Consider the following 22,958-nt stretch of genomic DNA (forward strand, 5'->3'; position numbering starts at 1 on the left):
GCGTCCAGCACGAGCATGCACCGTCACAGCGCGGCCGTGAGTCGAGCACGAGCATGCACCGTCACAGCGAGGCCGTGAGTCCAGCACGAGCATGCACCGTCACAGCGCGGCCGTGAGTCGAGCGCGCGGTCGGCAGAGCCGACCACCCTACGAGGTATTGGCAATTCTACAAGAGGTCCAGCGCGCACGATTGACGCGCACGCAGGCTTATTTCGAGAGCAGCCGCATGGCCCGTTCCAGCCCATCGAGGGTGATCGGGAACATGCGGTTGTTCATGATCTGCCGGATGACGGCGATCGACTGCCGGTATTCCCACAGGTGCTCCGGCTCGGGATTGAGCCAGGCGAATTTCGGAAACGCGCCCGTGAAGCGCGCCAGCCAGGCCGCGCCGGCTTCCTCGTTGTTGTACTCGACCGAGCCGCCCGGCGCCAGCACCTCGTAGGGGCTCATGGTGGCGTCGCCCACGAAGATCACGCGGGTGTCGTTCGGGTAGGTGCGCAGCACGTCCCAGGTCGGGAAGCGCTCGCCGTGGCGGCGCCGGTTGTTCTTCCACAGGTAGTCGTAGACGCAGTTGTGGAAGTAGTAGAACTCCATGTTCTTGAATTCGCTCCTGGCCGCCGAGAACAGCTCCTCGACGCGCTCGATGTGGTCGTCCATCGAGCCGCCGACGTCGAGCAGCATCACCACCTTGATGCGGTTCTTGCGCTCCGGCTGCATGCGGATGTCGAGGTAGCCCGCGTTGCTGGCAGTGGCGCGGATGGTGTCGTCCAGCGCCAGTTCCTCCGCGGCGCCGGTGCGGGCGAAGCGGCGCAGGCGGCGCAGCGCCACCTTGATGTTGCGGGTGCCCAGCTCGCGCTCGTCGTCGTAGTCGCGATAGCTGCGCTGCTCCCATACCTTGACCGCCGTGCGGTTGCGGCTCTTGCCGCCGATGCGGATACCTTCCGGGTTGGTCCCGCCGTTGCCGAAGGGCGAGGTGCCGCCGGTGCCGATCCACTTGCTGCCGCCCTCGTGGCGCTCCTTCTGCTCCTTCAGCAGTTCTTCCAGGCGCTGCTGCAGCTTGTCGTAGCCGAGCTTTTCCAGCGCCGCGCGCTGTTCCGGCGTGAGCTCGCGCTCGAAGCGCTTGAGCAGCCAGTCGAGCGGGATCTCGGCCTTGTCGTCGAACACCGCGTTCACGCCCTTGAAGAAGGCGCCGAACGCTCGGTCGAACTTGTCGAAGTGGGCTTCGTTCTTTACCAGCGTCAGGCGCGCCAGGTAATAGAACTCGTCGAGCGAAGGCGCGGTGACGCCACGCTGCAGGGCCTCGAGCATCGTCAGGAATTCCTTGATCGTGACCGGGACTTTCGCGTCGCGCAGGGCGTAGAAGAAGTCGATCAGCATGCTAGTTCCCGGCGTGCCGCTCCAGCCGCTCGTGCAGGGCGCGTTTAATGTCAGCCCATTCGGCGCGCAGGATGCTGTACATGACCGTGTCGCGCACCGTGCCGTCGCGGCGCAGGGCGTGGTGGCGGATGACGCCATCCTTCTTCGCGCCGAGGCGCCCGATGGCGGCCTGCGAGGCGACATTCTCGCAATCGGTGCGCAGGCCCACCACGCCGGCGCCGAGGGTGTCGAAGGCGTGCGACAGCAGGAGCAGCTTGCAGCTGGTATTGACGTGAGTGCGCTGGACGCGCCGGGCATACCAGGTATAGCCGATCTCGACCCGCCCAATGGCCGGCATCATGTCATGGTAGCTGGTGGTGCCCAGGACGGTTCCACTACGTGCGTCGATCACGGCAAAGGCAAGGCGGTCGCGCGTGTCGAGCGCCGTGCCGATGTACTGCTGGACGTCGTGCGGCTCGGGCACGCTGGTCACGCGCAGTCTCCACAGTTCGCCGTCGCTGGCGGCGGCGCGCAGGCCCTCTTCGTGGTGGGGCGCAAGCGGCTCCAGGCGCAGGCCGTTGAATTCGAGCGTGACCGGGGCGACACGGATGGGCAGGTGCGCATTCGCCTGCACGCTCATCGGTTGGTCCTCGACATGTAAACGAGGCGCTCGAACAGGTGCACGTCCTGCTCGTTCTTGAGCAGGGAGCCGTGCAGCGGCGGCACGATGGCCTTGCCATCCTGGCTGCGCAGGGCCGCGGCCGGAATGTCCTCGGCCAGCAGCAGCTTGAGCCAGTCGAGGAATTCCGAGGTCGACGGCTTCTTCTTGATGCCCGCCACCTCGCGCAACTCGTAGAAGCTCTGCAGGGCGCTGGCCAGCAGGTCCTGTTTCAGGGTAGGGAAGTGGACCTTGACGATGTCCGTCATGGTCTCCCGGTCCGGGAATTTGATGTAGTGGAAGAAGCAGCGGCGCAGGAAAGCGTCCGGCAGCTCCTTCTCGTTGTTCGAGGTGATGATCACCAGCGGGCGGTGCGTGGCCACCACCATCTCGCGCGTCTCGTAGACGTAGAACTCCATGCGGTCCAGCTCGCGCAGCAGGTCGTTCGGGAACTCGATGTCGGCCTTGTCGATCTCGTCGATCAGCAGGACAACGGGCTCCGGCGCCGTGAACGCCTGCCACAGCACGCCCTTGACGATGTAGTTGTGGATGTCGCGCACGCGCTCGTCGCCCAGCTGCGAGTCGCGCAGGCGCGACACCGCATCGTATTCGTACAGGCCCTGCTGGGCCTTGGTGGTCGACTTGACGTGCCACTGCAGCAGCGGCATGCCGAGCGCGCTTGCTACTTCCTCGGCCAGCATGGTCTTGCCGGTGCCCGGTTCGCCCTTGATCAGCAGCGGGCGGCCGAGCGTCAGCGCGGCGTTGACGGCCAGTTTCAGGTCATCGGTGGCGACGTAGTTGTCGCTGCCTTCGAAGCGTGGGGAAGCGTGCATGGGCATTCTGGGTAAGAAGGAAATGAAGGGGAGTATATGCCAGAACCAAGGGTAGAATGGGTGGGCATGCGCTGCGCGCGTTTGTAGACTGGGGACAACTCTTCAGATAGAATCGACAGGTTGGTAGTCCATTTGCTAACTTTTTGTGCGTTTGCGGTATTCGAATTACAACTAACGAGCCACACCCATGAAAACATCTTCAGCACTACTGGTCTTGGCAGTATTTGCCGCCAGCGCAATCCCGGCCGCCGGGGCCGCCGCCGCGGACGTCGTCGGCAACCCGAAAGCCGCAGCAAGCAAGATCGAAATGTGCATCGGCTGCCACGGCATCCCGGGCTACAAGTCGGGTTATCCGGAAGTGTACCGGGTGCCGATGATCGCCGGCCAGTCGGCCAAGTACCTCGAAGCCGCACTGAAGGCCTACCGCAAGGGCGAGCGCAAGAACCCGTCGATGATGGGCATCGCCGCCTCGCTGAGCGACCAGGACATCGCGGACGTCGCCGCCTACTATTCGCAGGTGACGCCTGCCACCGCCAAACGCTGAGGACCGCCATGAAAAAACTCTGCCTTGCGCTGGCTCTCGGCGCGTTCTCCCTCAGTGCTTCCGCCGCCGACGTCTCGAAAGGCGAGGCGCTGGCCAAGAAATACAACTGCGCGTCCTGCCACGGCGCCGACTACAACAAGCCGATCGACCCGAGCTACCCGAAGCTGGCCGGCCAGCACGCCGACTACCTGGCGCACGCCCTGCGTACCTACAAGCGCGGCGCCTCGACCAACGGCCGCGCCAATCCGATCATGGCAGGCCAGGTCCAGCCGCTGTCGAACCGCGACATGAACGACATCGCGGCCTACCTGGCGAGCCTGCCGTCGCAGCTCGTGGTCAGCAAATAAGAACGCAGCGTTTCCGGCCCCCGGCTGGTACACTGACGATCCCCCGACCGGGCAGCCGGCGGGGGATTTTGTTTTTGGCAGTCGTAGGTGGTCCGGGGCGCGTAGCTGGCGCTGCCGACCGCGCGTTCACATCACATGCGATGCAACCCGACGGCTGTTCGAATACTGGCTGAACGCGCGGTCGGCACAGCCGACCACCCTACGGAAACCTCATCAACATGCCGTCCCTGTCACCGTCCCACATCAAGACCAACCTGCTCAGCGGCCTCACCGTCGCCCTGGCGCTCGTGCCGGAAGCGATCGCCTTCGCCCTGGTGGCCCAGGTTTCGCCCCTCACCGGCCTGTACGCCGCGGTGCTGGTCTCCTTCATCACCGCGAGCTTCGGCGGCCGCCCCGGCATGATCTCGGCGGCAGCCGGCTCGCTGGCGGTGGTGATGGTGGCGCTGGTGGTGCAGCACGGCGCGCAATACCTGTTCGCGGCCGTGGTGCTGATGGGCATGCTGCAACTGCTGTTCGCCGCCGCGCGCCTGGGCAAGTTCATCCGCATGGTGCCGCACCCGGTGATGCTCGGCTTCGTCAACGGCCTGGCGCTGGTGATCTTCGTCGCCCAGTTCGGCCACTTCAAGACCCCGGGCCCGGACGGCAGCATGCAATGGATGGGAGGCGTGGAGCTGGCCACGATGCTGGCGGTGGTGGCCGCGACCATGGCCGTCATCTACATCACGCCCCGCTTCACGAAAGCGGTGCCGGCCACGCTGGTGGGCATCCTGGCGGCCAGCGCAGGCTGCGCGCTGCTGGGCATCGACACCAAGACCGTGGGCGACCTGGGCTCGATCGCCGGCGGCTTGCCGGGCTTCGCCGTGCCCGAGGTGCCGTGGAACCTCGAGACGCTGCGCATCGTCTTCCCTTATGCGCTGGTGCTGGCCGGTGTCGGCCTGATCGAGTCGCTGCTCACCCTGAGCCTGATCGACGAGATCACGGACACGCGCGGCCAGCCGAACCGCGAATGCCTGGCGCTGGGCGCGTCCAACGTCGTCACCGGTTTCTTCGGCGGCATGGGCGGCTGCGCCCTGATCGGCCAGAGCATGATCAACGTGAACAGCGGCGGGACCGGACGCCTGTCGGGCATCCTCGCCTCGCTGTTCCTGCTCTCCTTCATCCTGGTCGGCTCGCGGTGGATCGAGCAGATCCCGCTGGCTGCCCTGATCGGCGTGATGTTCGTGGTCTGCGAGAAGACTTTCGAGTGGGGCACCTTCCGCCTGTTCGGCAAGGTGCCGCGCGCCGATGCGCTGGTGATCGTGCTGGTGGCCGGCGTCACGCTGGCCTTCGACCTGGCGGTGGCGGTACTGGCCGGCGTGGTGGTGTCGGCGCTGGTGTTCGCCTGGCAGCATGCCAGGCAGATCCGCGTCGTGACCGGCGTCGATGCAGCCGGGTGGAAGGTGTATGACCTGGAAGGCACGCTGTTCTTCGCCTCGGTGAGCGGCTTCCAGGCCTTGTTCACGCCGAAGGACGATCCGCAGGACGTCGTGATCGAGTTCCGCCGTGCGCGCGTGGCCGACCATTCGGCGATCCAGGCCATCGATGCGCTGGCCGAGCGCTACCGCGCGCTGGGCAAGCGCCTCCACCTGCGCCACCTGAGCCCGGACTGCCGCGAACTGCTGGAAAAGGCGAAGGACATGATCGAAGTGAACCTGCCGGAAGACCCGCGCTACCACGTCGCCGACGACAAGCTCGCGTGAATCGGGCAGAATGGACGGATGAACAATCCGGCGCGATGCGCCTGCATTCCGCGTGTTGACGACCATCCTGTCCGGACTCTTCCTGCTGGCGATCGGCCAGGGCCTGTTCCTGGCCGCCGCCTTGCTGCTGCTGGGTGCGCGCCGCCCGGAAGTACGCGCCGCCAACGGCCTGCTGGCCGCCCTGATGCTGGTGTGCGTGGCGGTCGTCGGCCATGCCTGGCTCGGCATTGCGGGCCTGTACCCGGCCTGGCCGCACAGCGCGCTGGCGGTGCTGCCGCTGGGCTTTGCCACCGGGCCGCTGCTCTACCTGTATTTCGCCCGCATCCTGCTCGACCGGCCGCTGGTGCGGCGCCAGCTGCTGCATTTCCTGCCCTTCGCCCTGGTGATGCTGGCCATGCTGCCGTTCTACCTGCAGCCGGCCTCCGCCAAGCTGGCCTGGATGCGCGACCTGGCGGGACCGCCCCCGTATGCCGTGCTGGCGGCGGTGGCCAAGCTGCTGCTGTTCCTGGCCTATGTGCGCGCCTGTTACGCGCTGGTCGGGCGCACCGAAAGCCATCCGCTGGCGGCCGGGCTGCGCCGGCTGCTGGCGATCTGGCTGGTCGGCGGCGTACTCGGCATGCTGGTCCTGGCGCTCGAGTTCGCGCCTTTCTCCCTGCCGGTGTCGTCCGACGTGGCCGGCGCCCTGGTGCTGCTGTACTTCCTGTACGCGACCGCCTACCTGGCGATCCGCCAGCCCTTGGGCTACCGGCCGCCGGCGCCTGCTTTCCTACCCACTCCCGCAGCACCGCCCAAGCCGCGTTATGGCGAGCGCGCCTTGCCGGACGCTGAGCGTGGCGCATTCCTGGCGCGGCTGGAAGCCTGCATGCGCAGTGAAGAGCCCTGGCGCCAGGGCGAACTGAAACTGGAAGAGCTGGCCGAACGGCTGGCCATGACGCCGCACGAACTGTCCCAGCTGATCAACGGCGCCTGCGGCGTCAACTTCCAGGATTACCTGAACCGCCACCGGGTCGACGCGCTCAAGGAGGCGCTGCGCGATCCGGCGCGGCACGGCCAGACCATCCTGGACCTGGCCCTGGCCTCCGGCTTCAACAGCAAGAGCGCCTTGAACCGCGTATTCAAGACGCATACCGGGCTGACGCCGGGCGAGTTCCGGCGCCAGGAAAGCGCCGCAACAGGGGCGCTGGCAGGGGTTCCAGGTCCCGAATCATGATCTGCGACGCGACCTTGCCCTGATCCGGCCAGACTGCAGGCTCCGTTTCAACAAGTTACAGGAGTTTTGCATGAAAGTTCACGCTTGGGTGGCCGGCCTGCGGGCCGCATTGCTGCACGCACTGCTGCCCGCACTGCTGCCCGCACTGCTACTGTCTCCCGCTGCCGCCGAGACGATCTGGATCACCAACGTCAAGCTGGTCTCTCCCGAACAACTCGACCGGGTCGAGCCGGGCAGCGTGCTGGTGCGCGACGGCCGCATCGCCGCCGTCCACCGTGGCGCCCGCGCTCGCATGCCGGCCGGAGCCCGCCGCGTGGACGGCAAGGGCGGCTACCTCACGCCCGGCCTGATCGACTCGCACGTCCACCTGCACGCGGTGCCGGGCATGAGCCTGGAGCAGGCGCAGGAACAAGGGGCGCTGGCCGCGGCCTACGAACAGCAGCTGCCGCGCTCCTTCCTCTATTATGGCTACACCACCGTGGTCGACCTGGCCGTGGCCGACGTGAAGCTGATCGAACGTTTCCGCGCCGCGCCCCTGCATCCCGACGTCGTCCATTGCGGCCAGCCGCTGCCGATAGCGAACGGCTACCCGATGTCCTTCCTGCCCCCGGCGCGGCGCTTCGCCATGTTTCCGAATTTCGTGGTCGATCCTGAACGCCCGACCGCGCTCCCGGCGGGCACCCGGCTCGAGGAGCACACCCCGCGCGCCGCCGTAGCCCGCGTGAAAGAGGCGGGAGCGGCGTGTGTGAAGACACACTTCGAGCGCGGCTTTGGCGCCGAGCGCAACCTGCCGGTGTGGAGCCCGGCGCTGTTTGCCGAAGTGCGCGCGGCAGCCAGGGAGGGCGGCCTGGCGCTGGTGACCCATGCGAATTCCTTCGAGGGCCAGCGTTTCGCGGTGGAGAACGGGGCCGACGTACTGGCGCACGGCATGTGGCAGTGGGGTGGCCTGAACGGCAGCAGGGAGCTGCCGGCGGAGATCCGCGCCCTGCTCGACCGGATCGTCGCCCAGGGCACCGGCTACCAGCCGACCATGCGCGTGCTGGCCGGCCTGGACGCCTATTTCGACCGCGGCTACCTGCGCCACCCCGGCGTGCGCAAGGTGGTGCCGAAGGCGCTGGCCGACTGGTACGAGACGCCGGGCGGCAAATGGTTCGGGGAAGAGCTGGCCGAAGGCCACAGCCATGAAGAGATGCTGGAAGCGGGCAAGGCGCCGCTGCGCCGGCTGCGCCAGGTGCTGGCCTACCTGGCCGCGCGCGACGCCAACATCCTGTTCGCCACCGACACCCCGTCCTCGCCCACCTACGGCAACCTGCCGGGGCTGAACGGCTACCTGGAAATGCAGCACCTGGTCGAGGCGGGCCTGAGCCCGGCCCAGGTGTTCCGGGCCGCCACCATCAACAATGCGCGCGCCTTCGGCATCCTCGACCGGGCCGGCACCATTGAAACCGGCAAGGCGGCCAACCTGGTGCTGCTGCGGCAGTCGCCCCTGGAGAGCGTACAGGCGTGGGACAGCATCGTCACCCTATGGGTGGGCGGCAAGCAGGTGGAGCGCGCGCGGCTGGCGGCCGGCGTGCGCTGATTAGTCCCCCAGGTTAATAAAGGTCTGGCCGGTGTCGCTGCAGCCGTCCCGGAGTTGCTTGTCGAGCGCGCTGGCCTGCTCAAGCTGGCCGTGCGCACGGTGCCAGTCGCCCATCGCCGACAGTGCAGCGCAGCGGCGCCGCTTGCCGGCAACGCCGTCGGCGCTTGCCTGCGCGAGCAGCTTGTCTGCAGACAGCGTGCCGAGATAGAAGTCGGAAAGCGGCCGCGGCCACTCGTCACGCTCGCTGCGCGCGAAGGTGGCGGCCAATTCCGATTTCGCCAGATCGGCCTGGCCATTGCGTACCCGGGCGAGATAAAGCAGGAAGGCGCCGTTGCGTTCAGCCGGCAGCTTGTCGAGCGCGGCGCGCAAATGGGTCACCGCCTTCGCATAGTTGCGACGCAGCAACTGCGCTTGTCCGGCACTCAGGTTGGCATAGGGGCTTCCGTTGCTGGCGGCCTTGTCCAGCCACTCGGCGGCGAGCGCTTCGTCGCGCGCTGCCAGCCTGCCACTGGCGTAGGCATCGGCCACCGCCATCTGCGCGTCAGCGTTGCCGCCCTTCGCTTCGGCCATCACCCAGGGTTCAAGCTTGCGCCGCTGGCCGAAGGGTTCGCCGCCGACATAGGAGAAATACAGCTTGTCCTGGCTCATCGCGTAGAGCACCCGGTGCGCACGCAAGAAGTCTGCGCCGAGCAGGACGTCGACGATGTTCAGACCGGAGTCCTCTACTGCAATCTCGGCATTCTGGACCGTTTCCTCGCCAATCTGGAAGGTCTTGAGCTTCGCGTACCAACTCCCCGCCGTGTAGTTGCCGACACCGCGCAGGTCGGAGCCACGCGTCACGTCGGGGCCATCGAGCGCGATTCCGGCGCGCTTGGCGGCATCCGCGGTCATCGAGCTGAACACGGCTCCCGTATCGATCATCGCTTCGAGTTCCTTGCCGTTGATGCGGACCAGGAACTTCGGATTCTTGTGGTGTTGATTATGGCGCCGCAGCGGAATCGCCTGCACATCCTGGCCCCAGTAGCCGAGATGGGCGCCGTTGCAGTTTTCGGAAACGAAAAAGGTGAGCTCCTTGGTCGCCAACGAAATTTCCACGTCGGTCTGGAACAGGAAAGGCGCTCCCAGGATGCCGTCGTACGGAGGCGTGTGGCCGAAGCTGCCAAGCACGGGCATATTGCTGCGGCCTGCGCGTACCGGCCCGACGATGAATTCGTTGACGATGCTGGCGTAGATCGGGGTACTTCCTCCGATGCCAGAGGCCTGCCTGCCGGTTGGGTAGAGCCGGATGCCGCGTCGTTCAGTACCGGTTCGGGTCAACACCGTCTCGTAGGCGCCGGTATCGACCAGCAACTCGGCAGGGGTGCCATTAATTTTCCCTTCGGTCACGATCTCCAGGCCAGGGCCGGCATATCGGAGCGGCAGTTTGCCGATCGGGGTGACCATGCACTTGGCTGGTTCGGCGGCTGCGCAAGCGAGCGGAAGGACGCATGTCACACTCAGGACCAGGCGCGCGAGGACGTGGCGAGGATCGATTTTCATGCATTATTTTAGGAAGAAGATTTCAAATAACGCAATCTATTTCGCATCAGTACACAAGCTGAATGTGATACAAAAAATGCGGACTGCGCCGCATTACTGAATCATTTTATTGCCGGGCCTCAGCGGGTGGCGCGCTGCCGTACGCACTCGATGTAGGCCTCGGTATCCGGCGGCAGGCCATTGCGCTGCGAGGTCCAGATCATCTGGCCCAGGCATTCCATGATCTCGTGGTGCGCCTCGTGCTCGCCGATGCGGCCCACCAGCTGGTCGTGCGCCGCCTTGATGCCGCGCGGCTGGTCGATCGACACCTGTTCGGCGATCGACAGGTGCATCGACAGGTGCAGGAAAGGGTTCGGCTTGCCGCCCTCGACCGAATAGTCGCGCGCGATCGCCGCTTCCACCTCCTCGAGTTCGGCGTGGTATTCGGGGTGCTGGACGATCCAGTCGGCCGCGATGGCGTCCATTGGGGTCAGGATCTCGCCCTTGCGCTGCTTGCGCAGGGCTTCGCAGAAAAAGCGGCGCACGTCGTGCGAGGACGGAGTAAACATTGGGGGCAGAGGTAGAAAGAGGGGAAGCGCGCATTCTAGCGCTTCCCGCCGGTTTCCGCTGCCGCGTATCTCAAGCTTTTTCTCTCAAGCTTCTTCTCTCAAGCGTCTTCTTTTGCCGGCGCTGGCGCCGGGCCGCATTCCGGACGGTGGAACATGATGGACTTGGCCTTCTCGATGTCGCCCAGCGCGGCCGCGTGCTCGCCCATCATGGTCTTGGCTACGCACACCTGGCCCCTGGCGCGCGCCCTGTCCTCGCGTGCTTCCTCCAGCAGTTCCTCGGCGTCCAGCTTGCCGAGGAAGAAGCGCGCCACCGGGTTCGGCCACTGGTCCTTGTCGTCGCGTGCGAAGGTCTTGTCCAGCTCGCTTCGCGCCGCCTCGCCTTCGCCCTGGTGCAGGCGCGCCAGGTAGAGCCACAAGGCGGCGCTGCGGTCGCCCGGCAGCTTGTCTAGGCCCAGGCGCAGGTGGCGCGCCGCTTCCGCATACTGGCGCCGCGGCATGTGGCTGCGCCCGACGGTGAAGTGGGCGAACGGGTTGCCGCCGGCAAGGGCGCGGTCGAGCCAGGCCTTGGCCCCCTCGGGGTCGCGCTTGACGCCCTGGCCCGTGCGGTAGAGCGACCACAGCATCATCTGGGCGTCCGTGTTGCCGCCGTCGGCCTCCTGCTGTATCCAGGGCTCGATGCCGCGCCGCTGGCCCAGGGGCTCGCCGCCGATGTAGCTGATATAGAGCTTTTCCTGGCTCATCGCGAACAGGACCCGGTGCGCACGCAGGAAGTCAGCGCCCAGCAGCAGGTCGATGTCGACCAGGTCCGCGTCCATTACGCTGACGCGCGCATTGCGGATGGTTTCGGCGCCCAGCTGCAGGGTATCGAAGCTGGCCACCCAGCGCGCCACCAGCTTGTCGCCGACCCCGGCGCCGTAGCCGGCGCGTTCGACGCCGGGCGCATCCAGTTTCAGCCCGGCGCGCTTGGCGGCCGAGAGCGTGACGATCGTGGTCGAGGCGCCGCTGTCGATGATGGCATTGAGCTTTTTTCCGTTCAGCAGGACCGTGAAATGGGGATTCGGACTCGTGCTGTTGCTGCGTTCGAAGGGAATGACGATCGCTTCCGGATCCCAATAGGCCAGGAACTCCTTGCGGCAGTCGACCGGCCGGAAGAAGCGGATCTGCTTTTCCGCGAGGTTGAATTCGAGGTCGGCCTGCAGCAGGAAAGGGGCGCCCACGATGCCGTCGTACGAGGGCGCGAAGCCGAAATCGTGCAGCACCCTGAGCGAGCCGTTCTTCGACGAGGCCGGCCCGGCGCGGAATTCCTTGAAGCGGGCCTGGTAGACCCGGCTGTAGCCGCCGAGGCCGGAAGTGCTCCTGCCGGTATGCCACAGCGTCATGCCGCGCGGCTCGGTGCCGGTGCGGGTCAGTGCGCTGTCGCTCGCGCCGGTGTCGACCAGCAGGGTGGCGGGCGTGCCGTTCAGGGAGCCTTCCATGGTGAGGTCGAGCGAGGAGCCGGTGTAGCGCACCGGGACGGTGGCAACGTTGACGTACTTGCATCCTTTTGGGAGTGGCGCGTCGTCGGCATGGACAGGCGGCGCGAGGAGAAGGAGGGGGAGGAGAGCGCAGGCGAGCGTGCGCAGGACGAGCCGGGTGGAAGAGTTCATCCGAACATTGTCATGGCTGAGTTCGGAATTGACAATTCCGCCGGCATAAACGATCGCGGAAGCAACACAATGCGCGGCATCCGCAGCGCAAGGCGGCGGAACCGGGGAGAGCAGGATGGCGCGCCGCGCCATCCTGGGAGTGAAGGCATTACTTGTCAGGCATCAGCGCCAGCGAGTCTGGCGTGGCCGGCTTGGCCACGCCGGCCGCGGCCGCCGTGGTGGCGCCGGTGGCGGCCAGGGCAGGCTGCGGCTGCGCCTTGGAGGCCGCCGAAGACTGGGAGCGGCCGTGCGGCTGGCGCAGGTAGCGCGCGCTGTGGCGGCGCTCGCCGTGCTGGCCCTTGGCCGGCCAGGTCAGGAAGCGCGACAGCTCCTGCAGTGCCCGCTGGTAGACATCGCGCTTGAACTCGATGACCACGTCCAGCGGCACCCAGTAGTCGTGCCAGCGCCAGGCGTCGAACTCGGGATGGTCGGTCAGGCGCAGGTTGACGTCGTTATCGCGCGCCATCATGCGCAGCAGGAACCAGATCTGCTTCTGGCCACGGTAGTGGCCGCGGATCTCGCGCTTGATGAAGTGGTCGGGCACTTCATAGCGTAGCCAGTCGCGGGTACGGCCCACGATCTTGACATGCTCCTGGCGCAAACCGATTTCTTCCTCGAGCTCGCGGTACATCGCCTGTTCCGGCGTTTCACCGTATTTGATACCCCCTTGCGGAAACTGCCACGAGTGCTCGCGCACCCGCTTGCCCCACCACACCTCGTTATTGGCGTTCAGCAGGATGATGCCGACGTTGGGGCGGAACCCTTCACGATCGAGCATATGTGCACCTCGAAACTTTCTGCCGGCCGTACGATCCTTCGAGCGCCTAACCAAACCTCCATGGCTGCATTGCACCGTCTCGCCGTACCGGCGTACTGTCTTCGACGGCGCGCCTTGCCCTGAAGGTGTTGTTGGACGCTCTTATATTTTTACCCACAAAGTGCCTTGCCCGCCCGGCCGGCTGATTGCCGACGGGACGGGTGCTGCGTGTTCCGGACCCATTTGTAGAAAGATTGGACGCATCAGCCAGCTAATCCTTTAAAATTAGGTCGATTATAACTCTCTCTTTTTAAAAAGAATTCACGGATATGCGCGCCTCACGATTTTTTATTTCAACTCTCAAAGAAGCGCCCTCGGACGCGGAAATCGTCAGCCACCAGTTGATGATGCGCGCCGGGATGATCAAGCGCCTCGGCTCGGGCATCTACACCTACATGCCGACCGGCCTGCGCATCATCCGCAAGGTCGAGAACATCATCCGCGAAGAGATGAACAGGGCAGGCGCGATCGAACTCCTGATGCCGCTGGTGCAGCCGGCCGAACTGTGGCAGGAGACGGGCCGCTGGGACAAGATGGGCCCCGAGCTCATGCGGGTCAAGGACCGCCATGGCCGCGAGTTCGCCATCCAGCCGACCTCCGAAGAAGTCGTGACCGACGTGGTGCGCAGCGAACTGAAGTCCTACCGCCAGCTGCCGATCAACTTCTACCACATCCAGACCAAGTTCCGCGACGAGCGCCGTCCGCGCTTCGGCCTGATGCGCGGCCGCGAGTTCACGATGAAGGATGCCTATTCCTTCGACCGCGACGTCGAAGGCATGCAGAAGTCCTATGCGACCATGTTCGACGCGTACACGCGCATTTTCAATCGTTTTGGCCTGAAGTTCCGCGCGGTGGCGGCCGACAACGGCGCCATCGGCGGCACCGGTTCGCATGAATTCCACGTCATCGCCAGCACCGGCGAAGACGCGCTGGTGTACTGCCCGGATTCGGATTACGCGGCCAACATGGAAGCGGCCGAAGCACTGGCCATCGGTACGCGCGGCGCGGCCACCCAGCAGCTGACCAAGACCTCGACGCCGGGCAAGACCAAGTGCGAAGCCGTGGCCGAACTCCTGAACATCCCGCTGCAGCAGCACGTCAAGAGCATCGCCCTGACCGTCGAGAACGAAGGCAAGAAGACTTACTTCCTGCTGCTGCTGCGCGCCGACCATGAACTCAACGAGGTCAAGGTCAACAAGGTGCCGGGCCTGAAGGAATTCCGCTTCTCGACCGAAGCGGAGATCCAGGAAGTGTACGGCACCGTGCCGGGCTACCTCGGCCCGATCGGCGCCAAGCAGCCGGTGGTCGTGGTGGCCGATCGCAGCGTGGCCAACATGGCCGACTTCGTCTGCGGCGCCAACGAAGCCGACTACCACTACACGGGCGCCAACTGGGGCCGCGACTGCGCCGAGCCGCTGGTGGCCGACCTGCGCAACGTGGTCGAAGGTGACGCCTCGCCGGACGGCAAGGGCGTGCTGGCGATCGAGCGCGGCATCGAAGTGGGCCACGTGTTCCAGCTCGGCACCGCCTACTCGGAAGCGATGGGCGCCACCTTCCTCGACGAAGCCGGCAAGCCGGCCGCGCTGCAGATGGGCTGCTACGGCATCGGCGTGACCCGCATCCTGGGCGCGGCGATCGAGCAGAACTTCGACGACAAGGGCATCGTCTGGCCGGATGCGATCGCCCCGTTCGAGCTGGTGCTGTGCCCGATGGGCCTGGACCGCAGCGAGATGGTCAAGGAACAGACCGAGAAGCTGTACGCCGACCTGGCGGCGGCGGGCATCGACGTCATCATCGACGACCGCGGCCTGCGCCCGGGCGCGATGTTCGCCGACTGGGAACTGATCGGCGTGCCGCACCGCGTCGTGATCGGCGAGCGCGGCCTCAAGGAAGGCAACCTGGAATACCAGGGCCGCCGCGACGAAGCCGCGACGGGCGTGCCGGTCGACGGCATGGTCGCGTTCATCAAGGGCAAGCTGGGCAAGTGAAGCGCGTGAAGCTGTTCCCCTGGACCGCGCCTGGGCTGTCCGCCGCCGGGTTGGCGCTTGCGCTGGCACTCGGCGGCGTCGCGCATGCCGGCAACCAGAAGGAAGAACAGCTGGCAGACTCGGTGCGCCTGGCCCTGGCCAACGCCATCAACGACAGCCGCCCCCCGAAACCCGTGCTGCGCGACGAGGCGGCGCGGGCGCGCTACGGGGCCTGGTTCGACGAGATGTCGCGCCGCCTTGCCAAGCGCATCCCCGACGCGCTGTCGCGCACCGAATTCCTCGAATCGGTCTGGTACGAGTCGACCCGCGCCGGCCTCGACCCGGGACTGGTGCTGGGCCTGATCCAGGTGGAGTCGGCCTACCGCAAGTACGCCATCTCGATCGCCGGCGCGCGCGGCTACATGCAGGTGATGCCCTTCTGGACCAGGGTGATCGGCGACGGCGACCGCCGCAAGCTGTTCCACATGCAGACCAACCTGCGCTACGGCTGCTCGATCCTGCGCATGTACATCGACATGGAGAAGGGCAACCTCTACCTCGCCCTCGGCCGCTACAACGGCAGCCGCGGCAAGCCCCAGTATCCGAATGCGGTGCTGGCTGCGTGGAAGCGCTGGGAGTTCAAGCCCGCGGCTTGACGTGGGGTGGCCGGCTCTGCCGACCGCGCGTTCAACACCAGGTAATGCTGCCCGCTCGGCTGCTCTTTTGCTGGCTGGACGCGCGGACGGCGAAGCCGTCCACCCTACACACCCCCAACAATCCCGCAACAAATCCTTCTGCCATATGCACTTGGCAAGGTGTAAACTTTACGCTTTCAAGACGTAGAGGTTCCCATGCGATTGTCCACCTTCGCCAGCGCCGTCCTGCTCGCCGCGCTCGCCGGCTGCGCGGCCGTGCCGCCCGCCTCCCAGGCTCCCGCGCCGGCCTACCAGGAAGCGCGCGCGAAGAACGTGATCTTCTTCCTCGGCGACGGCATGGGCCTGAACACGCTCACCGCGGCGCGCATCTTCCACGCCGGCGAAGAGGGCGAGCTGACCATCGACCGCCTGCCCGAATCGGCCTTCGTCAAGACCTTCTCGAACGATGCGATGGTGACCGACAGCGCCGCCGCGATGGCCGCCTACATGACCGGCGTAAAGCAGAACAACGGCGTGGTGTCGATGTCCTTCGGTACCCGCTCGGTGGCACCGGGCAAGGACGCCAACGGCAATGCGACGGTCAACCGCTGCGAGGGCGGCACACCCGCCGCCACGCTGCTGGAACTGGCGCGCAATCGCGGCATGGCGCTCGGCATCGTCACCAACACCAGCGTCACCGACGCCACCCCGGCATCCGCCTACGGCCATGCCTGCCACCGCAAGCTCGAGACCGACCTGGCGGCGATGCTGGTGCCGGGCGGCGCCGGCTACAACGGCGCACTCGGCCCGCGTGGCCTGGATGTCCTGTTCGGCGGCGGCGCCCAGTTCTTCACGCCCTTCGCCCGCGGCGGCAAGCGCGCCGACCAGCGCGACCTGCTGGCCGAACTGGGGCAGCAGGGCTTCCGCGTCGCCACCGATACCGCAGGATTCAATGCGCTCGGCCTTGATCCACAGCGGCCGGCCATCGCCTTGTTCGCGCAGAACCACATGGACTACGACGCCACCCGCGATCCGGCCAGGCAGCCGAGCCTCACCGAGATGACGCGCAAGGCCATCGACCTGCTGGCGCCGCATGCGGGCAGCCAGGGCAAGGGCTTCTTCCTGGTGGTGGAGGGCGGCCTGATCGACCACGCGCTGCACGCCACCCTGGCCAAGCGCGCGCTGCAGGAAACCGTCTCGTACAACGCCGCCATGCAGGCCGCGCTCGACAAGATGGAAGCGCTGGACCCGGGCCTGAAGAACACCCTGGTCGTCGCCACCGCCGACCATGACCACACGCTGCTCCTGAACGGCTACACGGTCCGCACCGGCAAGACCACGCCGACCAACCCGGGCGTGCTGGGCCTGGTGCGCAACCTGGACGGCAGCCCCAAGCTGGACCAGGACGGCCGTCCCTTCACCATCATCGGCTTCGGCAACGGCGAGAACCGCATCAACGGCCCGCGCTCCGGCAAGCCCGCGCTCACCGACGAGATCGTGACGCGCGACGACTACCACCAGGAAGCCGTGGTGCGCACCCGCGCGGGCGCCGAGACGCATGGCGGCACCGACGTCTACCTCGGCGCCGCGGGCGCCGGTGCGGAGCTGTTCCGCGGGACCATCGACAACACCCGCGTCTTCAGCCTGATCAAGACGGCTGCCGGCCTGTAAGGAATCGCCATGAACAAACGACTCAACTTCCTGCTGGCCGCCGCCCTGTTCAGTGCCGGCGCGGCCCCGGCAGCCGCCGCGCCGCAAGCGAAGAACATCATCTTCTTCCTCGGCGACGGCATGGGCCCGACCACGATCACCGCCGCCCGCATCTTCAAGCACGGCGAGGACGGCCTGCTGCACTTCGAGCGGCTGGAGCGCACCGCGCGCATCAAGACCTATTCGAACGACTTCCAGACCACCGACAGCGCGCCCTCGATGGGCGCCTACATGACCGGCGTGAAGATCAACCAGGACGGCATCTCGATGAAGGACGCGCGCGCGATCGAGCCGTCCAGGGACGCGAACGGCAACCGGACCGTCGACCGCTGCGGCGAGAACAACGGCCAGGCGATGCCGACCATCCTCGAACTGGCCAAGGCGCGCGGGAAGGCCGTGGGCGCGGTGACCACCACCGAGCTGACCCACGCCACGCCGGCTTCCACTTTTTCGCACGTGTGCCACCGCGACGCGGCCTACAGCATCGCGCGCCAGCTCGTACCGGGCGGCGAAGGCTACAACCGCGCGCTGGGCGACGGCGTGGACGTGCTGATGGGAGGCGGGCGCCACCGCTTCACGCCCTACGACAAGGCCGCCAACCCGAAGGGCCGGGCCGACGGACGCGACCTGCTGGCGGAGCTGGCGGCGCAGGGCTACGCCGTAGCCGGCACCCGCGCGGGCATGATGTCGGCCCGCCCGGGCCGCAAGTTCATCGGCATCTACGCCGCCGACGACCACCTGGACTATTCGCTGGCACGCCGCCCCGAGCAGCCCTCCTTACGCGAGATGGCCCTGAAGGCCGTGGAACTGCTCTCAAAAGATCCTGACGGCTTCTTCCTGATGGTCGAAGGCGGCAAGATCGACCATGCACTGCACGACAACAATGCCAGGAATGCGCTGGTGGACACGGTGGCTTTCGACGAGGCGATCCAGGCCACCATCGCGCGCATGCGGCAGGTCGATCCGGGACTGGAGAACACCCTGATCGTCGTGACGGCCGACCATGACCACACCATGGTGCTCAATGGTTATCCGAAGCGCGGCAGCAAGGTGCTGGACATCGTCCACGACTACGCCACCGGCCAGCCGAAAAAGGACGCCGACGGCAAGACCTTCACCACCCTCGTGTTCGGCAACGGCAAGGTACGCCCGGACCTGCGCGCCGACGTGGACAGCGCGACGGCCCAGGGCGACGACTACCTGCAGGAGGCCGGCGTGCGCACGCTGTACGAGTCGCACGGAGGCGGCGACGTGAAGCTGTACGCCACTGGCGCGGGCTCGGCGCCGTTCAAGGGGACGATGGAGAATACGCAGGTGTTCCACCTGATGAAGGCGGCAGCGGGGCTTTGAAGCGTAGGGTGGGCGGCTTGTGTTCTGGTCCACTGGACCAGAACACCCCACGCGTTCAACCAGAACTTGAATAACGAGGCATCGAATCGTAGAGATTTGAACGCGTGGGCAGGAGACCTGCCCACCCTACGCACTTCGTTTGAGCGCAGAAACAAAAAGCCCCGGACTCCGGGGCTTTTCATTTGCAAGGCTACTGGACAGCCGGCCAGTGCTTATTTCAGGTGGTCCGAAATGAGCTTGGTCATTTCGAACATCGAGACCTGGGCCTTGCCACCAAAGACAGCCTTCAGCTTGTCGTCGGCGTTGATCATGCGGCGGTTCGATGCGTCCTGCAGGTTTTCTTTCTTGATGTAGTCCCAGACCTTCTTGGTGACTTCGGTGCGTGGCAGCGGCTTGTTGCCGACCACTGCTGCCAGTTCGCCCGACGGGGTCATCTCTTTCATGAAAGCGGCGTTGGGCTTGCGTGCTGCGGCCGGTTTCGCCGCAGGTTTCGCTGCTGCTTTTGCTGGAGCTGCTTTTTTTGCTGCAGGCTTGGCGGCTGCTGCCGGCTTGGCGGCGGCTTGCTTGGCTGGCGCTGCGGTGGATTTTTTGGCTGTTGCCATCTTCTAGCCTCCTAAAACGATCACAGGGAAAGTTGCGTTATCGACGCACGGGCTTATATTGGTGGCCTTTTACTGTTCATGCAAGTCTTTTTCGAAATTTTTTCATTCTTATAAGCCCCGAAATGCGAGGTATCGCACACTCGGTGCGCCACCGGGGAAGAAAACCGGGTCCCCGGACGTAAAAAACCGCGCAAGGCCAGTGCCCGCGCGGTTTTTATCGAGGCCATCGGGATCAGCGCATACCGGGCATCATGCCCTTCATCCCGCGCATCATCTTCATCAGGCCGCCGCCTTTGAGCTTCTTCATCATGGTCTGCATCTGCTCGAACTGGTTCAGCATGCGGTTCACTTCCTGCACCTGCACGCCGGCGCCGGCCGCGATGCGGCGCTTGCGGTTGGCCTTGATCAGTTCCGGCTTGGCGCGCTCGCCCGGCGTCATCGAGTCGATGATGCCGACCATGCGGCGCACCTGCTTCTCGGCCTGGTCCATGTTGGCGCCCGCGGCGGCCTGCTGGAACTGGGCCGGCAGTTTATCGAGCAGGCCGGACATGCCGCCCATCTTTTTCATCTGGGTGAGCTGCGCCTTGAAGTCGTTCATGTCGAACTTGCCGCCGCCCTTGATCTTGTTGGCCAGCTCGGTCGCGGCCTGGGCATCGACACCCTTGCGCGCTTCTTCCACCAGCGCCAGGATGTCGCCCATGCCCAGCACGCGGTTGGCCATGCGGGTGGGGTCGAAGGCTTCCAGGCCGTCCAGTTTTTCGGACACGCCGGCAAACTTGATCGGCTTGCCGGTAACGTGGCGCACGGAGAGGGCCGCGCCGCCGCGCGAATCGCCATCGAGCTTGGTCAGCACCACGCCGGTGAGCGGCAGCGCGTCGTTGAACGCCTTGGCGGTGTTGATCGCATCCTGGCCGAGCATGGCGTCGACCACGAACAGGGTCTCGACCGGATTGACGGCCGCGTGCACCGCGGCGATCTCCTGCATCATCGCTTCGTCGATGCCGAGGCGGCCGGCGGTGTCGATGATCAGGACGTCGTGATAGTGCTTCCTGGCCCAATCGAGCGCGTTGCGCGCGATGTCGACCGGCTTGTCGCTGGCGGTGGAGGGGAAGAAGTCGGCGCCGACCTGCCTGGTCACCGACTCCAGCTGCGCGATCGCGGCGGGGCGGTAGACGTCGGCGGATACCGTCAGGACCTTCTTCTTCTTCTGTTCCTTGAGGTACTTGGCGAGCTTGCCGGTGGTGGTGGTCTTGCCCACACCCTGCAGGCCGGCCATCAGGATGATCGCCGGCGGCTGCTGGGCGAAGGACAGCTGGGTGGCCTCGGGACCGAGGTCGGCGCCCATCAGGGCGGCCAGTTCGCGCTGCACCACGCCGACCAGGGCCTGGCCCGGGCTGAGCGAGCCGACGACTTCTTCGCCCAGCGCTTTTTCCTTCACCTTGGCAATGAATTCGCGCACCGCCGGCAGGGCCACGTCGGCCTCCAGCAGGGCCATGCGCACTTCACGCAGCATCTCGGCGGTGTTGGCCTCGGTAAGGCGCGCCTCGCCACGCATCGTCTTGACGACCTTGGCTAGGCGTTGGGTAAGGTTATCTAGCATGTTCTACCTGACTTATATATAGACGGCACGTCGGTCTTGCGTAGGGTGGTCGGCTTTGCCGACCGCGCGTTCGGATCACGTTTCCCGGCCCGCTTCGTGGCTGTTCATCGGCTGCTTGGACGCGCGGTCGGCGGAGCCGACCACCCTACAAATTAGAGAAACCGACATTCTACCTTGCAGGAGCCGCCGAGTTCGGCCGCTGCCGCGATATAGCGCATTTTTTCAGCACGTGGCGTGCGTTCGATCAGGTGAAAAGCTTGTCGTTCCTGACACAGCTCACGTACCAATAGGCCATTTCCCGTCAGCATCATTCTCTGTGCCTGCGCATGTTTCGCCGCGCCGGCCGCGGATGACACATGTGGTTTGCATAAGGGAGAACAGGATGATCAAGCTAGTCAGCAGTATTCTTGCCGCAGCCGCCCTGCTGGCAGGGGGCGGCGCCGGGGCCCAGGAAGTGGTCAGGCTCGGCAACCTCAAGCTGGCCCACTTCGGCGCGGTCTCGTACATCAAGGAGATCGCGCCGAAGTGCGGCATCCGGGTCGAGGAAAAGATCTTCGCCAAGGGGCTGGACGTGATGCAGGCCATCATCGCAGGGGAACTCGATGTCGGCGCCACCGCGTCCGAGGCGGCCATCTCGGGCCGCGCCGGCGGCGCCCCGATCGTCGTGGTGGCCGGCTTCGCCCGCGGCGGCGCGCGCCTGGTGGCGCGTCCCGAGCTGGGCATCCGCAGCGTAGCAGGGCTCAAGGGCAAGCGGGTCGGGGTGACGCGCGGCGCGATCCAGGAAGTGCTTCTGATGGCCCAGCTGGCCAGGCACGACCTGACGGCCGACGCGGCGCCCGGCAAGGACGTGCAGCTGGTGTACCTCGGCTATCCGGACCTGAACCAGGCGCTGCTCGGCAGGCAGATCGACGCCATGATGCAGTCCGAGCCGCAGTCCTCGCAGGCGATCAACAAGGGCTTCGGCCTTGAAGTGACCAAGCCCTACGACACCCCGATCGGCGAGCCGGTGCGCACCATGGTCATGACCGAGAAGTTCTACCGCGAGCGCCGCCCGGCGGCGGAAAAGTTCATGCGCTGCTTCGTCGAGGCCACCAGGAGCTTCATCGACGACCCGGCGCTGGCCGAGAAGTACGTGCGCGAGGTGCTCTTCAAGAACCAGATCACGCGCGACGACTTCCACGATGCGATCCGCAATTCGCCGTATTCGTACGCCATCACCCCGGAGCACATCCAGGTCACGACAGACACCATGGCCAGGACCGGGGTGGGGCGCATGGCGCGCCCGCCGGTGGCGAGGGACTGGGTGCGCACCGACCTGCTGGACGCCGCCATGGCGAACCTGAAACCGCGCTGAAAGGAAGCCGCCATGAACACAGGGACGGGGTCGAAAAACAGGCGCGGGCGTTCGCGCGAGCGCTGGCGCGTGATGTTGTACGAACGGGCGGTGGGCATGGTGGCGCCGGTGCTGGCGCTCAGCCTGTGGCAGTGGGTGGCGGCGAACGGCTGGGTCGATCCGCTGGTGCTGCCGGCCCCGCTCGACGTCTGGCGCAAGTGGGTGGCCTACCTGCTGCCGCTGGCGCCCTACGCGGAGTACACCGGGGGCAGCTGGCTGGGGTGGGCGCTGTCCGGCGAACTGCCGATGGACATCTATACCAGCATGCTGCGGGTGGCGGCCGGCTTCGCCATCGGGGCGGGCCTGGCGCTGCCGCTCGGGCTGGCGATGGGCGCGAGCCCGGTCGTGTATGCGTGGTTGAACCCGCTGGTGCAGATCCTGCGCCCGATTCCGCCGATCGCCTACATCCCGCTGGCGATCCTGTGGTTCGGCCTGGGCAACCCGCCGGCCGTATTCCTGATCGCGCTGGGCGCCTTCTTCCCGGTCCTGATGAACACCATCGCCGGGGTGCGCCACGTGGACGGCATCTATCTGCGTGCGGCGCGCAACCTGGGCGCGGGCGGGGTGACCCTGTTCCTGCGCGTGATCCTGCCTGCGGCCGTGCCCTACATCCTGTCCGGAGTACGGATCGGGATCGGTACCGCCTTCATCGTGGTGATCGTGTCGGAGATGATCGCCGTGAACAACGGCCTCGGTTTCCGCATCCTGGAGGCGCGCGAGTACTTCTGGTCCGACAAGATCATCGCCGGGATGATCACCATCGGCCTGCTGGGCCTCCTGATCGACATCGGCATGAACCGCCTCAACAACCATCTGCTGCGCTGGCACCGCGGCCTGGAGCACTGA

Annotated in this window: 20 protein-coding genes; 11 read left to right on the forward strand and 9 right to left on the reverse strand. The window is 66.0% G+C overall.

The features are described from left to right. Positions 1 to 207: 207 nt before the first annotated feature. From AC56KL_RS21160 to AC56KL_RS21170, 3 genes are read right to left on the reverse strand one after another with little or no spacing between them, the layout of a single operon-like run. On the reverse strand, positions 208 to 1,377 hold the full coding sequence (locus AC56KL_RS21160) for a vWA domain-containing protein (RefSeq protein ID WP_497182151.1): 1,170 nt from the start codon (positions 1,375 to 1,377) through the stop codon (positions 208 to 210). A gap of 1 nt (position 1,378) precedes the next feature. Beyond that, the gene (locus AC56KL_RS21165; RefSeq protein WP_497182152.1) at positions 1,379 to 1,996 is read right to left on the reverse strand and encodes a GNAT family N-acetyltransferase; all 618 of its coding nucleotides are present in this window, start codon (positions 1,994 to 1,996) and stop codon (positions 1,379 to 1,381) included. After that, positions 1,993 to 2,847, reverse strand: coding sequence for an AAA family ATPase (locus AC56KL_RS21170; RefSeq protein WP_497182153.1), 855 nt, complete (start codon positions 2,845 to 2,847; stop codon positions 1,993 to 1,995). The genes AC56KL_RS21165 and AC56KL_RS21170 overlap by 4 nt, the downstream gene beginning before the upstream one ends. A gap of 187 nt (positions 2,848 to 3,034) precedes the next feature. Between AC56KL_RS21170 and AC56KL_RS21175 the strand changes: the two genes are divergently transcribed. From AC56KL_RS21175 to AC56KL_RS21195, 5 genes are all read left to right on the forward strand, one after another. Then, positions 3,035 to 3,391, forward strand: a complete 357-nt coding sequence (locus AC56KL_RS21175) for a c-type cytochrome (protein ID WP_497182154.1) — start codon at positions 3,035 to 3,037, stop codon at positions 3,389 to 3,391. A gap of 8 nt (positions 3,392 to 3,399) precedes the next feature. Beyond that, on the forward strand, positions 3,400 to 3,738 hold the full coding sequence (locus tag AC56KL_RS21180) for a c-type cytochrome (RefSeq protein ID WP_497182155.1): 339 nt from the start codon (positions 3,400 to 3,402) through the stop codon (positions 3,736 to 3,738). Between the two features lie 218 nt (positions 3,739 to 3,956). Then, the gene (locus AC56KL_RS21185) at positions 3,957 to 5,477 is read left to right on the forward strand and encodes a SulP family inorganic anion transporter (protein ID WP_497182156.1); all 1,521 of its coding nucleotides are present in this window, start codon (positions 3,957 to 3,959) and stop codon (positions 5,475 to 5,477) included. A 52-nt stretch (positions 5,478 to 5,529) separates the two neighbouring features. Then, positions 5,530 to 6,687: an AraC family transcriptional regulator gene (locus tag AC56KL_RS21190; RefSeq protein ID WP_497182157.1), complete on the forward strand. Its 1,158-nt coding sequence runs from the start codon at positions 5,530 to 5,532 to the stop codon at positions 6,685 to 6,687. Between the two features lie 70 nt (positions 6,688 to 6,757). Next, complete coding sequence (locus AC56KL_RS21195) at positions 6,758 to 8,266, forward strand: amidohydrolase family protein (RefSeq protein WP_497182158.1); 1,509 nt, start codon at positions 6,758 to 6,760, stop codon at positions 8,264 to 8,266. On the opposite strand, the gene AC56KL_RS21200 is transcribed toward AC56KL_RS21195, so the two are convergent. The 4 genes from AC56KL_RS21200 to AC56KL_RS21215 all read right to left on the reverse strand — a co-directional run bounded on the left by AC56KL_RS21200 (position 8,267) and on the right by AC56KL_RS21215 (position 12,816). Continuing rightward, complete coding sequence (locus AC56KL_RS21200; protein WP_497182159.1) at positions 8,267 to 9,805, reverse strand: aspartyl protease family protein; 1,539 nt, start codon at positions 9,803 to 9,805, stop codon at positions 8,267 to 8,269. 119 nt (positions 9,806 to 9,924) lie between these two features. After that, positions 9,925 to 10,353, reverse strand: coding sequence for a DUF1841 family protein (locus AC56KL_RS21205; protein ID WP_497182160.1), 429 nt, complete (start codon positions 10,351 to 10,353; stop codon positions 9,925 to 9,927). Positions 10,354 to 10,451: 98 nt separating this feature from the next. Next, positions 10,452 to 11,999: an aspartyl protease family protein gene (locus AC56KL_RS21210; RefSeq protein ID WP_497182161.1), complete on the reverse strand. Its 1,548-nt coding sequence runs from the start codon at positions 11,997 to 11,999 to the stop codon at positions 10,452 to 10,454. 148 nt (positions 12,000 to 12,147) lie between these two features. Beyond that, positions 12,148 to 12,816 carry an RNA pyrophosphohydrolase gene (locus AC56KL_RS21215; RefSeq protein WP_497182162.1) on the reverse strand — a complete coding sequence of 223 codons (669 nt, stop codon included), beginning with the start codon at positions 12,814 to 12,816 and terminating at the stop codon, positions 12,148 to 12,150. A 308-nt stretch (positions 12,817 to 13,124) separates the two neighbouring features. Here AC56KL_RS21215 and AC56KL_RS21220 point away from each other — a divergent pair, with 308 nt between their 5' ends. From AC56KL_RS21220 to AC56KL_RS21235, 4 genes are all read left to right on the forward strand, one after another. Then, positions 13,125 to 14,843 carry a proline--tRNA ligase gene (locus AC56KL_RS21220; protein ID WP_497182163.1) on the forward strand — a complete coding sequence of 573 codons (1,719 nt, stop codon included), beginning with the start codon at positions 13,125 to 13,127 and terminating at the stop codon, positions 14,841 to 14,843. A 5-nt stretch (positions 14,844 to 14,848) separates the two neighbouring features. Continuing rightward, positions 14,849 to 15,478 carry a lytic transglycosylase domain-containing protein gene (locus AC56KL_RS21225; RefSeq protein ID WP_497182193.1) on the forward strand — a complete coding sequence of 210 codons (630 nt, stop codon included), beginning with the start codon at positions 14,849 to 14,851 and terminating at the stop codon, positions 15,476 to 15,478. Between the two features lie 195 nt (positions 15,479 to 15,673). Beyond that, positions 15,674 to 17,128, forward strand: a complete 1,455-nt coding sequence (locus AC56KL_RS21230; RefSeq protein WP_497182164.1) for an alkaline phosphatase — start codon at positions 15,674 to 15,676, stop codon at positions 17,126 to 17,128. A gap of 9 nt (positions 17,129 to 17,137) precedes the next feature. Then, the gene (locus AC56KL_RS21235) at positions 17,138 to 18,517 is read left to right on the forward strand and encodes an alkaline phosphatase (RefSeq protein ID WP_497182165.1); all 1,380 of its coding nucleotides are present in this window, start codon (positions 17,138 to 17,140) and stop codon (positions 18,515 to 18,517) included. A 212-nt stretch (positions 18,518 to 18,729) separates the two neighbouring features. Here AC56KL_RS21235 and AC56KL_RS21240 read toward each other — a convergent pair whose 3' ends face one another. Then, the gene (locus tag AC56KL_RS21240; RefSeq protein WP_497182166.1) at positions 18,730 to 19,119 is read right to left on the reverse strand and encodes an SWIB/MDM2 domain-containing protein; all 390 of its coding nucleotides are present in this window, start codon (positions 19,117 to 19,119) and stop codon (positions 18,730 to 18,732) included. 232 nt (positions 19,120 to 19,351) lie between these two features. After that, a complete protein-coding gene (gene ffh, locus AC56KL_RS21245; RefSeq protein ID WP_497182167.1) occupies positions 19,352 to 20,719 on the reverse strand; it encodes a signal recognition particle protein in 1,368 nt (455 codons plus the stop codon). 382 nt (positions 20,720 to 21,101) lie between these two features. On the opposite strand from ffh, the gene AC56KL_RS21250 reads away from it, so the two are divergent. Continuing rightward, positions 21,102 to 22,073: an ABC transporter substrate-binding protein gene (locus AC56KL_RS21250; RefSeq protein WP_497182168.1), complete on the forward strand. Its 972-nt coding sequence runs from the start codon at positions 21,102 to 21,104 to the stop codon at positions 22,071 to 22,073. A gap of 96 nt (positions 22,074 to 22,169) precedes the next feature. Continuing rightward, positions 22,170 to 22,958 (forward strand): ABC transporter permease, encoded by a 789-nt coding sequence (locus AC56KL_RS21255; RefSeq protein WP_497182194.1) that lies wholly within the window; start codon positions 22,170 to 22,172, stop codon positions 22,956 to 22,958.

It is taken from the genome of Telluria sp. ZB4P34 (assembly GCF_059686055.1).